Origin of the sequence: Stenotrophomonas sp. TWI809 (assembly GCF_039673205.1) — a bacterium.
Classification (GTDB): Bacteria; Pseudomonadota; Gammaproteobacteria; order Xanthomonadales; family Xanthomonadaceae; genus Stenotrophomonas.
Genome location: NZ_JBDJLE010000017.1, coordinates 84,605 through 95,853, shown reverse-complemented (window position 1 = coordinate 95,853; position 11,249 = coordinate 84,605). Strand labels below are relative to the sequence as shown.

At 67.9% G+C, this 11,249-nt stretch carries 14 protein-coding genes; 8 read left to right on the top strand and 6 right to left on the bottom strand.

What is annotated here, in order from left to right; translation table 11 throughout:
• Positions 1-179 precede the first annotated feature (179 nt).
• Positions 180-1,073, bottom strand: coding sequence for a LysR family transcriptional regulator (locus ABE472_RS13495; RefSeq protein WP_313211986.1), 894 nt, complete (start codon positions 1,071-1,073; stop codon positions 180-182).
• Positions 1,074-1,274: 201 nt separating this feature from the next.
• Between ABE472_RS13495 and ABE472_RS13490 the strand changes: the two genes are divergently transcribed.
• The 3 genes from ABE472_RS13490 (at position 1,275) to ABE472_RS13480 (ending at position 3,465) form a co-directional block, all read left to right on the top strand.
• Positions 1,275-1,739: a cupin domain-containing protein gene (locus ABE472_RS13490; RefSeq protein WP_313211968.1), complete on the top strand. Its 465-nt coding sequence runs from the start codon at positions 1,275-1,277 to the stop codon at positions 1,737-1,739.
• Between the two features lie 78 nt (positions 1,740-1,817).
• The gene (locus ABE472_RS13485; RefSeq protein WP_313211966.1) at positions 1,818-2,474 is read left to right on the top strand and encodes an SDR family oxidoreductase; all 657 of its coding nucleotides are present in this window, start codon (positions 1,818-1,820) and stop codon (positions 2,472-2,474) included.
• 64 nt (positions 2,475-2,538) lie between these two features.
• On the top strand, positions 2,539-3,465 hold the full coding sequence (locus ABE472_RS13480) for a M14 family metallocarboxypeptidase (protein WP_313211965.1): 927 nt from the start codon (positions 2,539-2,541) through the stop codon (positions 3,463-3,465).
• Here the strand turns inward: ABE472_RS13480 and ABE472_RS13475 are convergent.
• On the bottom strand, positions 3,438-4,304 hold the full coding sequence (locus tag ABE472_RS13475) for a LysR family transcriptional regulator (RefSeq protein WP_313211964.1): 867 nt from the start codon (positions 4,302-4,304) through the stop codon (positions 3,438-3,440). The two genes, ABE472_RS13480 and ABE472_RS13475, sit on opposite strands and share 28 nt — an antisense overlap.
• Before the next feature lie 109 nt (positions 4,305-4,413).
• Between ABE472_RS13475 and ABE472_RS13470 the strand changes: the two genes are divergently transcribed.
• Together ABE472_RS13470 and ABE472_RS13465 are read left to right on the top strand one after the other, a co-directional pair.
• A complete protein-coding gene (locus ABE472_RS13470) occupies positions 4,414-4,785 on the top strand; it encodes a multidrug efflux SMR transporter (RefSeq protein WP_313211963.1) in 372 nt (123 codons plus the stop codon).
• Entirely contained in the window at positions 4,782-5,102 is a 321-nt protein-coding gene (locus ABE472_RS13465; protein WP_346462475.1) for a multidrug efflux SMR transporter, read from the top strand. The genes ABE472_RS13470 and ABE472_RS13465 overlap by 4 nt, the downstream gene beginning before the upstream one ends.
• Before the next feature lie 7 nt (positions 5,103-5,109).
• On the opposite strand, the gene ABE472_RS13460 is transcribed toward ABE472_RS13465, so the two are convergent.
• Positions 5,110-5,943 (bottom strand): isocitrate lyase/phosphoenolpyruvate mutase family protein, encoded by an 834-nt coding sequence (locus ABE472_RS13460; RefSeq protein WP_346466432.1) that lies wholly within the window; start codon positions 5,941-5,943, stop codon positions 5,110-5,112.
• 209 nt (positions 5,944-6,152) lie between these two features.
• On the opposite strand from ABE472_RS13460, the gene ABE472_RS13455 reads away from it, so the two are divergent.
• Entirely contained in the window at positions 6,153-6,353 is a 201-nt protein-coding gene (locus ABE472_RS13455) for a hypothetical protein (RefSeq protein WP_346466431.1), read from the top strand.
• Positions 6,354-6,375: 22 nt separating this feature from the next.
• Here ABE472_RS13455 and ABE472_RS13450 read toward each other — a convergent pair whose 3' ends face one another.
• From ABE472_RS13450 to ABE472_RS13440, 3 genes are all read right to left on the bottom strand, one after another.
• Positions 6,376-7,524 (bottom strand): MFS transporter, encoded by a 1,149-nt coding sequence (locus ABE472_RS13450; RefSeq protein WP_346466430.1) that lies wholly within the window; start codon positions 7,522-7,524, stop codon positions 6,376-6,378.
• Between the two features lie 12 nt (positions 7,525-7,536).
• Positions 7,537-8,316, bottom strand: coding sequence for a DeoR/GlpR family DNA-binding transcription regulator (locus tag ABE472_RS13445; protein ID WP_346466429.1), 780 nt, complete (start codon positions 8,314-8,316; stop codon positions 7,537-7,539).
• A 173-nt stretch (positions 8,317-8,489) separates the two neighbouring features.
• The gene (locus ABE472_RS13440) at positions 8,490-9,398 is read right to left on the bottom strand and encodes a LysR family transcriptional regulator (RefSeq protein WP_346466428.1); all 909 of its coding nucleotides are present in this window, start codon (positions 9,396-9,398) and stop codon (positions 8,490-8,492) included.
• Between the two features lie 101 nt (positions 9,399-9,499).
• On the opposite strand from ABE472_RS13440, the gene ABE472_RS13435 reads away from it, so the two are divergent.
• Both ABE472_RS13435 and ABE472_RS13430 read left to right on the top strand, forming a co-directional pair.
• On the top strand, positions 9,500-10,261 hold the full coding sequence (locus ABE472_RS13435; protein WP_346466427.1) for an SDR family oxidoreductase: 762 nt from the start codon (positions 9,500-9,502) through the stop codon (positions 10,259-10,261).
• Between the two features lie 160 nt (positions 10,262-10,421).
• Positions 10,422-11,177, top strand: coding sequence for a SapC family protein (locus ABE472_RS13430; protein ID WP_313211953.1), 756 nt, complete (start codon positions 10,422-10,424; stop codon positions 11,175-11,177).
• Positions 11,178-11,249 lie beyond the last annotated feature (72 nt).

Below are 11,249 nucleotides of genomic sequence, written 5' to 3'. Positions count from 1 at the left end.
GTCGGCTCTACGGGTGATCGGGCGCTGCGTCAGCCGACCAACGGTCGGCTCTACGGGTGATCGGGCGCTGCGTCAGCCGACCAACGGTCGGCTCTACGGGTGATCGGGCGCTGCGTCAGCCGACCAACGGTCGGCTCTACGGGTGATCGGGCGCCGCGCCAGCCGACCGACGGTCGGCTCTACCGGTCTGCGCGCAGTGCTTCGATCACGACCTTCATCGCGCTCGAGGATTGCCGGCGGCTGGGGTAGTAGGCGTAGTACCCGTCGAACGGATCGCACCAGTCTTCCATGACACGCCGCAGTGCGCCGGCGGCGATGTCATCGCGCACCATGTCCTCGGGCAGATAGGCCAGGCCCGCACCGGCCAGCGCCGCGCGATGGATCGCACTGCTGCCGTTGAAGGTCCATTGACCATCCACGCGCACGTTTACTTCTTCGCCGTTCTTTTCCAGGTCCCACACCATCAGCCCGCCATGGGTTGGCAGGCGCAGGCCGATGCAGTTGTGCGCGGCCAGGTCGGCCGGCAGCTGCGGCGCGGCATGCGTGGCGAAGTAGGCGGGGCTGGCCACGATGGCCATGCGCAGCGGCGGGCTGATCGGCACCGCGATCATGTCCCTGGCCACGCGGCCGCCGAGACGGATGCCGATGTCGTAGCGCTGGGCGACGATGTCGGCCAGGCCATAGTCGATGGTCAGTTCCACATGCAGATCGGGGTAGGCGGGCAGCACGGCGGACAGCCGGGGCCAGACGATCGTGTTGGCGGCATGCTCGGCCGTGGTGATGCGGATCGTGCCAGCGGGCCGGTCACGGTACTCGCTGATCGCGGCGACCTCGGCCTCGATCTCCTGCATGCGCGGGGCGACGGTCTCGTACAGCCGCTCGCCGGCCTCGGTCATCGAGACGCTGCGCGTGGTGCGGGTCAGCAGGCGCACGCCGAGGCGCTCTTCCAGCCCGCGCACCGTGTGGCTGAGTGCGGATTGTGAGACACCCAACTGCGCGGCCGCACGGGTAAAGCTGCGCTCGCGCGCGACGGTGACGAACACGTGCAGGTCGTTGAAATTCTCGCGGGCCATGGGCAGGGCCAAGGGCGCATGGCAGTCATGCGCGTCCATGATGCGCGCTGCCGACTGATGAGCTCAAGGAGCTTCGCTTTGCGATTGATGAGCTGCGGTCATGGCTGCATGCCGATCGCGATGGCTAGTACCCACGTGGGTGCGCGCCTACAGTGACCCTCCCGGCGGTGCGAACCGCTGCTCCCCACAGGAGATCGCTTCATGGACCTGTTCACCGCAGCACTGTCGCTTTCCATGGTGGCCACCGTACCCGCCGAGACCGCGCCCATCCGCATCACCACTGCCGGTACTGCCCCTTCGGCCGCCGGCCCGGCCGAGTACTTCACCGGGCGGGTGCGCATCGATGCACCGTTCCAGACCGATGCGCCGGCGCGCGTCAGTGGGGCCACGGTCACCTTCGAGCCCGGCGCACGCACCGCCTGGCACACCCATCCGCTGGGCCAGACGCTGATCGTCACCGCAGGCATCGGCAGCGTGCAGGAATGGGGCAAACCCGCGCGTGAGATCCGTCCGGGCGACATCGTCTGGATTCCGCCGGGCGTCAAACATTGGCATGGTGCGAAAGCTGCCACCGCAATGACCCATATCGCGATCGCCGAAGCGGTCGATGGCTCACCGGTGACGTGGCTGGAGCAGGTCAGCGACGCGCAGTACAGCGGCAACTGAACCACGCCCCGCGATGGGGACGGCCGTGTCACATCCACCTGCGTACCCTCACAGACCGATTGAAACAGGAGAACCGTCTTGAGTACCGTTTTCATCGTCGGCGCGGCCGGCAAGGTCGGCCGTCACCTGGTCAAGCAGTTGGCCGACAAGCAACATCGCGTGCTGGCGCTGCATCGCCGCGCCGAGCAGGGCACTGAACTGAGCGACCTGGGCGCAACGCCGGTCACCGGCGATCTCACCGCCACCGACGTGAACACGCTGGCCGGCCAGATGCGCGGCAGTGACGCGGTTGTTTTCACCGCCGGTGCGGGTGGTGCCGGTATCGAGGTCACCAACGCCATCGATGGCCGCGGCTTGGAGCTTGCGGTGGATGCGGCGCGGCAGGCGGGCGTGCGCCGCTTCCTGCTGGTCTCGGCATTCCCGGAAGCCGGCCGCAACAAAGGCATGGGCGAGGGCTTCGAGAATTACATGACGGTCAAGAAGCGCGCCGATGTGTATCTGGCCGCGACTGATCTGGATTGGGTGATCCTGCGCCCCGGCACCTTGAGCGATGCGCCGGGCACCGGCCGCGTCACGGCGGGCCCGGCGATTGCCTATGGTGATATCCCGCGCGCCGATGTGGCCGCCACGCTGGTGGCGCTGGTGGAGCATCCGCAGGTGCGGCGCACGATCATCGAGTTGACTGAAGGTGACCGGCCTGCCGATGAGGCGATCGCGCAGCTTGCCCGGGCGTAACTCGGGCCGCCGTGTGCGGCGATGGTAAAATCACGTTTCCACCCGCAGCACAGACGAGCACGCCATGACCAACGCCCCCTTCTATCCCATCGGCACCCCCGGCCAGCCCTGGGGCGCAGCGGAGAAGGCGCAGTGGCGCGCTCGTCAGGTGCCGCAGCGCCGCTATGCCGATGACGTGTTGCCGGCCGTCGAGGCGCTGCGCGGCAGCTTCGACGTGACCCGGTACGGCACGCTCGAGTACGCCCCGGACCAATACCCGCTGTTTGCCGTGCGCAGCCGCGACTGGAACCCCGCACTGCCGACGATGCTGGTCACCGGCGGCATCCACGGTTACGAAACCAGCGGCGTGCAGGGCGCGTTGCAGTTCCTGCAGACCCGCGCGGCCGAATACGCCGGGCGCGCCAATCTGCTGGTCGTGCCCTGCGTCAGCCCGTGGGGCTACGAGCGCATCCAGCGCTGGAACGCCGAGGCGATCGATCCGAACCGTTCGTTCATGGCCAACAGCCCGGCGGCCGAATCGGCTGCGCTGATCGCACTGGTCGCGCCCCTGCGCGGCAGCATCGTGATGCATATCGACCTGCACGAAACCACGGACACCGATGAAACCGAGTTCCGCCCGGCGTTGGCCGCGCGCGACGGCAAGCCATTCGAGCCCGGCCTGATCCCGGATGGTTTCTACCTGGTCGATGACACCGAAAACCCGCAGCCGGCCTTCCAGACCGCGGTCAATGCCGCCGTCGAGCGGGTGACCCATATCGCCCCGGCCGACGACAAGGGCGAGATCATCGGTTCCCCGGTGGTCGCCCCGGGGGTGATCGAGTACCCGCTGGAAAAACTGGGCCTGTGCGCCAGCGTCAGCGGCGCCAGATACACGACCACCACCGAGGTGTACCCGGACAGCCCGCGTGCCACACCGCAGCAGTGCAATGACGCCCAGGTGGCGGCAATCTGCGCGGCGATCGATTACGCGTTGGCCGCCCCCAGGAACTGATCCAGCAACCACAGCGCCGCTGGCCCCAGCGGCGCGCCTTTGTGCCATACCGCATCGGTGGAGACCAGCCGCGGCCAGCCGGGCAGGGGCAGCTCCACCAGCATGCCCCGGCCATAGCGCGCCACCAGTGCGCGCGGCAACGCTGCCCAGCCGAAGCCATCCTCGGCCATCTCCAGCACCATCAGATAGTCCGAGGCCGACCACGTGCGCCCGCGTGCGTGGCCCTCGCGCGCCGCATCGCCACTCAGGCAGATCTGCCGGTGGCTGGCCAGGTGGGATTCGTCCGGCGCGTGCAGCGCGGCCAGCGGATGACCGGCGGCAACAAACACCGCCATCTCTGCGCGCAGGGGCAGGGCGCGCACCGCCAGTTCGGACGGGTAGGCCGGCTGATGCGGCATAAGCCCGAGATGGGCACGCCCACGCTGCACCACGTCCAGCACGTCACTGCCTTCGGCATCCAGCCACTCCAGTTCGATATCCGGAAAACGCTGCTCGAACCGGCGCAGCAGGTGCTGGTCCGGGTTGAGCTGGTAAATGTCCGAGAACACCAGGCTCAGGCGCGGCTCGACCTCATCCGCCAAGCGGATGCTGAGCTGCTCCAGACGGTCGGCGGCCGCGAGGATTTCCTGTGCATGGCCGAGCACCTTGCGGCCGTCCTCGGTCAGGACCGGGTAGCGGCCGCTGCGGTCGAACAGCGTGAGGCCCAGGTCGGCCTCGAGCGTGGCGATCGCGGTGCTGATGGTCGACTGGGTCTTTTTCAGGCGGCGCGCGGCGGCGGAGAACGAGCCTAGCGCAGCCGCTTCCACGAAGGCGTGCAGGGATTCGGGGCCGTAGCGCATTGATGTATCGCCTTTATCGATGGATTCCATCTTTGGTCTGATGGAAATGGCGATGATAATGGGCGCGTCGCACGGGTGTCATCCCGCGGCCGCAATCAAGGAGCTTTCCATGCACACACAGGTGCATTCGCAACCCCGTGCCCGTGGCGGTCTGATCGCCTGGGCCTGCCTGACCGTGGCGATCGTCGCCGAAGTGGTCGGCACCTCGTTCATGGCCGATGCCGCCCGTCATGGGGGCTATCTGGGCTATGTGGTAATGGCCGTGGCGCTGGCCATTTCGTACTACTTCCTGGCGCTGTCCGTGCGCGGCATCGCGGTGGGCGTGGCCTACGCCGTGTGGGAAGGCCTGGGCCTGACCTTGCTGACGCTGGTCGGCATGTTCGTGTTCAAGGACAGCCTGTCCGTGCAGCAGATGATCGGGCTGGTGATGGCGGCGGTCGGCATCGTCTGCGTCACCCTCGGCGAGGCGCACACGCCATGAACCTCACTGCCTTCCTTTTCGTGCTGTGCTCGGCACTGATCGATATCGCCGCCAACATGATGGTGGCCAAATCCGACGGCTTCCGTAAGCCGGCCTGGGGTTTCGCCGCGATCGTGCTGGTCTGGATCGCCTTCGCGCTGCTCGGTCAGGCGGTCAAAACCATGGATCTGGCCACGGCCTATGCGATGTGGGGTGCCATCGGCGTGATCGGCACGGCCCTCTGCGGGCGCGTGCTGTTCGGCAACCGGCTGCGCCCGATCGGCTGGGTCGGGATCGCGCTGGTCACCGGTGCGGTGGTGGTGCTGTCGAGCCATTGATCCCCGATCAGCGGAACAACTGATTCAACACCGCCCCGGAGGCCGCATCGGCGAAGCCGTCGAAGTGGCCTTCGTCCATCAGTAGCTGCGAGGCCCGCATCATCCCGCCCCAGGCGGTGCGCGCCATCGCACCACCCACGCTGACCCGGCGCACGCCCATGCCGGCGATGTCCTGCAGGGTGAACGGCAGCGCGCTGCCAACCAGCAGGTTGACCGGTCGCGGCGCCACCGCGGCCACCACCGCTTCGATCTGCTCGCGGTTGGTGATGCCCGGCGCATACACGCAATCCGCACCGGCTTCTGCATAGGCACGCAGGCGGGTGATCGCATCGTCCAGGTCGGGCCGGCCGACGAAGAAATTCTCCGCGCGGCCGATCAGCAGCACGTCCTCGCCGGACGCGTCGATCGCGCGGCGGGCGGCACGTACCCGTGCCACCGCATCGTCCAGCGTGCGCAGCGGATGCGCGGGATCCGGGCTGGCATCCTCGATGGAGATGCCGGCCACGCCGGTGGCGATGGCAAGGGTGACGTTGCGGCCGACTGCTTCCAGCGAGCCGAAGCCATCGCCGAAATCGGCATTCAACGGCAACGGGGTCGCCGCGGCCAGGCTGCGCAGATGTGCGAGGGTCTCCTCCAGCGTCAGCGTGCCGTCGGCCTGGGCCTGGCTCCACGCATAACCCGAACTGGTCGAGGCCAACGCCTGGAAGCCGAGACTGTGCAGGTAGCGTGCGCTGCCTGCATCCCACGGGTTGGGCAGCACGAAGCAGCCTTCCTCGTGCAGCGCACGGAAGGCCGCGCGGCGCGGCCGGGGATCGAAGGAAAGGTCTGTCATGGTGCGCATCCGGTCAGCAGTCACCCGATGGTAACGCCAGCGGCCGCCACGCCCTTGTTGAGGGAGCGGCGTGCGGGAAGGGGGTGCATGCGTACGGCGGTCCTGAGCGGGCAGGGGCAGGTTGCGCGTGTGCTGCGAGGCTGAGCGGGGTTGCCCGGGGCCTTGCCGCGTGCAACGCTGGCGCAGCGCCGGTGGCCCGGGCGCCCAAGGAGACAGGGATGCTCGAGGTGATCGATCTGCTGTTGGCGCCGCTGTTCAGGATCAGCCCCATCCGTTTTCTGCGTGACCCGGCCTACCGCCAGCGCCTGCGCCGCGAACAGGGCAAGGCCGCGCGCTATCGCATGGTCTTCCTGCTGGTGCTGGTACTGAGCGCCATCGCGCTGCTGGCGCTGGTGATCCTCGCGCGCTACGGGCGCTAGCGTCTGAGCGGCCTGGGCGGCCTCAGGCGCGCACCCACCGCGCGCACAGCCCGACCAGTACCAGCGTCACTGCCACCGCGCTGAACGCGAACACCAGGCTGCTGGCCTGCGCGACGAAGCCGATCAGCGCCGGGCCGGCCAACACACCGGCATAGCCGAGCGTGGTGATTGCCGGGATGGCCAGGCTCTCCGGCATGACCTTCTGGTTGCCGGCCATCGAGAACAGCGCCGGAACGATGTTCGCGCAGCCCAGGCCGACCAGCGCATACCCGCACAGTGCCAGTGGCATCCAGGTGGCGAACGTTGCCAGGGCGAAGCCGGATGCCGCCACCAGGCTGCCGATCAGGATCGAACGATGGCGGCCGAGCTTGGCCACCACGCCATCGCCGACGAGCCGGGTGATGGTCATCGCGATGGCAAAGGCCAGATAGCCGAGGCCGGCGCGGGAGGGATCAACGTGCTGCACTTCATGCAGGAACACCGCGCTCCAGTCCAGCACCGAGCCTTCGGCCAGGAACGCCACGAAACACAGCACGCCGATCGCCAGCACCACCCCATGCGGCACCGCGAACATCGGCGCATCGCTGGGTGCCTTGTCGGTCCGCCAGTACGGCAGCGAGAGTGCCAGCAGGGCGGCCATCACCGCCGAGGCCAGCAGGCACACCAGCCACGGCGGCAGGTGGAACGCCAGCAGAGCGGTCATCGCACCGGCACCGACCGCGCCGCCGATGCTGTAGAAGGCATGGAAGCCGGACATCATCGGCCGGCCGCTGTCGCGCTCGACCATGATCGCCTGCATGTTCATCACGCAGTCGCAGGCACCCACGCCGGCGCCGAACACGAACAACACCAGGCCCAGGGTCAGCGGCGAAGGGGCAACGGCGAGCAGGGGCAGGGTGGCGATCACCATCAACAGCGTGGCGATCATGACCGCGCGGCAGCCGTGGCGCGCAGCGAGCATGCCTGCGATCGGCATCGCCAGCAGCGAACCGGCACCCAGGCACAGCAGCACCAGGCCGAGCGACCCTTCATCCAGGGCGGTGCGGTTCTTGGCGAACGGGACCAGCGGCGCCCAGGCTGCGGTGGCGAAGCCGGGCAGGAAGAAGGCTGCGCGGGTGGCGTGCTGCTGGCTGCGGGCAAGCAGGGACGAAGGAGCGGAAAGCGTCGACATGGAATTCGGGCCTCAGTGCTGCGCAGCGCGCTGGAGGGTGACACCGCGACGCTCGAACGCCACCACCTGGGCGGGCGGGGCATCGGCTTCGACAACCAGCAGATCGATCTGGTCCACATCGCCGATGCGGTGTGAGGCTTGTGCACCGAGCTTGTCATTGGTGGCGACCACCACGCAGCGGCTGCTGGCGGCAAGCAGGGCGCGCTTGAGCGTTGCTTCCTCGCCATCCACTGCCCAGATGCCAGCCTCGGCATCCACCGCGCAGGTGCCGACGAAGCACACGTCCACGCGCAGCGCACGGATCGCTTCCAGTGTCTGCGCCCCCACCGTCGCGCCGATGCGCGGGTCCATGCGGCCGCCGACCAGGCTGACCTCGATGCCCGGACGCGCCATCAAGGCCAACGCGATATCCGGCGCGTTGGTGACCACCCGCAGGCCCTGGTGCTCGGGCAGGCAGCTGGCGATCACGGTATTGGTCGAGCCGGCGTCCAGGAAGACCAGCTCCCCGGGCAGGACCTGGGCCGCCGCGATCCGTGCCAACGCGCGCTTGCGGTCATGGTCCTTTTCGTGGCGCTCGGCCAACGCCGGGAACGCCGGGGCCGTCGGCAGTGCGCCGCCATGCACCTTGCGGCACAGACCCTGCGCAGCCAGCTCGCGCAGGTCGCGGCGGATCGAGTCTTCTGAGACCTGCAGCTCGATGGCCAGCTGCGCGGACATGACGCGGCCGTGGTCGCGCAGCAGGCGCAGGATGGTCTGTTGGCGTTCGCCCGGCAGGGCGTCCTGGGTGGTCATGGGTAACCTCGGTCAGGCCGGGTAGCACCATGCCGACATGCCTGATCATGCGCATTCGTGCGTGGTACTGCTTGTAGTGGCCCGATACTTTACCAGAATCGTCGCGATTGTGCGCGGTAATCTGCATGAGTGTGCGTCAATGTGCGCCTTTTCGCCGCGCCCGCGCTGTTGCGTCACAGGGCAGGGAGCAGTTCCGGCCGGATCACCGCTGCCGCCCAGTCCATGAAGGCGGCGACGCGACGCGGCAGGTGGCGGCGCTGGGCATAGAGCAGCGTCACCGGCATCGGCTCAGCCTGCAGCCCGGAAAGGATCTCCACCAGCGTTCCTGCGGTCAGCGCCGGGCGCGCGCCGAGCAGCGGCACCTGGATGATGCCCAGCCCGGCCAGCGCCGCAGCGGTATACCCATCCCCGCTGTTGACGGTCACCGCCCCGCCCATCGGCAGGCTGCGATAGGCCTCGCCGTCGTGATACTCAAACCCCGGTGAGCGCTGGCCCAGCGTGCCGACATAGTGGACCAGGGCGTGGCTGGCGAGATCGTCCAGCGTGGCGGGCGTACCGCGGGCCGCCAGATACGCGGGACTGGCGCAGTTGATGATCCGTAGCTGCCCGAGCGGGCGGGCGACCAGGGTGTTGTCATCCAGCGGCCCGACCCGCAGCACGCAGTCGAAGCCCTCGCGGATCAGATCCACCCGGCGGTCGGTACCGCTCAGTTCGATTTCCACCCCGGGGTGCTGGGCCAGGAAGTCCGGCAACTGCGGGATCACCAGCTGGCGGGCCAGTCCGCTGGACATATCCACCCGCAGGCGGCCCTTCAACTGACTGGTGTCCACCCGGAACATGCCCTGCAGGTCGTCCATGTCGTGCAGCAGATCGTGCGCGCGGGTCTGGAACTGGGCGCCATCGGCGGTCAGCTGCACACGGCGCGTGGTGCGGTGGAGCAACTGCACACCCACCTCTGCTTCCAGGCGCTGAACGGCGAGGGAGACACTGGCCTTGGGCAAACCGAGGCTGTCGGCCGCCCCGGTGAACGAACCCAGTTCGGCGACGCGCAGGAAGCAGCGCAGGTGATCGAGGCGATCCATGGATTGTTCGCAATGTCTGGACAGTCAAATCAGCATCCACTGATTTATGCCGCACGGCAATATCAATACGCTGGCCCCACTCCCCAAGCAGGTGCACTGACATGAGCCACGCAACCCGAGTCGTCCTGATCACCGGCGGCAGCCGTGGCCTCGGCCGCAACGCCGCCCTCGCGTTGGCCGCCGATGGCGCCGACATCGTCCTCACCTACCGCAGCCAGGCCGATGCCGCGCAGGACGTGGTCGCCAAGATCGAAGCACTGGGCCGCCACGCCGCCGCGATTCCGTTGGACATGGCCGATAGCGCCGGCTTCCCCGCATTCGCCAGCCAGGTCCGCCGCGTGCTGGAGGGATGGGGGGAAACCCAGCTGCAGGGCCTGCTCAACAACGCCGGCGAAGGCCTGCACGCAATGATCGCCGACACCACGGTCGAGCAGTTCGACGCGCTGGTCGCCGTGCACCTCAAGGGCCCGTACTTCCTGACCCAGGCGTTGTTGCCGCTGATCGCCGATGGCGGCCGCATTCTCAACGTGTCCAGCGGGCTGGCGCGTTTCTCGCTGCCGGGCAGCTCGGCCTACGCGATGATGAAGGGCGGCATCGAGGTATTCACCCGCTACCTGGCCAAGGAACTGGGCGCACGTGGCATCAGTGCCAACACACTCGCCCCGGGCGCGATCGAAACCGACTTCGGTGGTGGGCGCGTGCGCGACGATGCGCAGGTCAATGCGATGGTGTCCTCGGTCACCGCGATGGGCCGCCCCGGCAAACCCGATGACATCGGCCCGGTGGCGGTGGCGCTGCTGTCGCCGCAGACCGCGTGGATCACTGCGCAGCGCGTGGAAGCCTCGGGCGGCATGTTCGTCTGAGGGGGTCGTCACGGCCATGACCCCCATGGCCGGGCGGCAGCTGTTTATGAACGGATTCATTAAAAAAGTGTGATGAATAGCCGGTGGGTTGATGGGAGTGGCCTGTTTTCCACGGTTATTTGGCAAGGGACACTTTTTGATCACTCCAGGGGGAACCACCATGAAGCAGCTGCTCATCTACGAACGTCCGATCCAGCTCAACCGCGTTGCCCATCGCAACCATCGGGTGGTGGCGACCCCGGGCGATTTTGCCTTCGCCGCCGCGCTCAATTCCGTCCCGCTGGCCTGCGTGGAATTCGCGCCGGTCGCCCGCGAGTACCCGATCCTGTTCGCCGGCAGCAGCGCCGACGCGGTGGTGCCGGCCGCACTGCTGGGCCTGCGCGCCGGCCAGAACCTGATGGTCGATGAGCAGGGCAGCTGGGCCGAAGGGGCCTATGTCCCGGCGTTTCTGCGCCGCTATCCCTTCGTGCTTGCCGAACGCGATGAGAAGGGCAGCGACTTCACCGTGTGCTTGGATGAGGCATATGCGGGCATCCGCGAAGGTGGCGAGGAAGGTGCGCCGCTGTTCGATGACGAGGGCAAGGACAGCCCGCTGCTGAGCAACGCACTGCAGTTCCTGCAGGAATACCAGGTGCATCTGGCGCGTACGCGTGCCTTCAGTGCGGCGCTGGCCAGCCATGGGCTGCTGGTGCCGCGGCAGGTGAACGTGCAGACCGCGCTGGGCGAGGGCTTCTCGCTGGATGGCTTCTTTGTGGTCGATGAGCAGAAGCTGCGCGAATTGAAGGGCAAGGCGCTCCAGGATCTGGCGCGTTCGGGCGACCTCGGGTTGATCTACGCCCATCTGCTTTCGCTGGGCAATGTCGAGCTGCTCAGCCGCGCGCTGGACAGCCGTCCAGCCGCTGCCGCAACGCACTGATCCCTTTCCAGTAACGCCACCGAGCGGCAAGGCACGCCTGCCTTGCCGCGACCCTTGCTGGCCCGCGGTTGC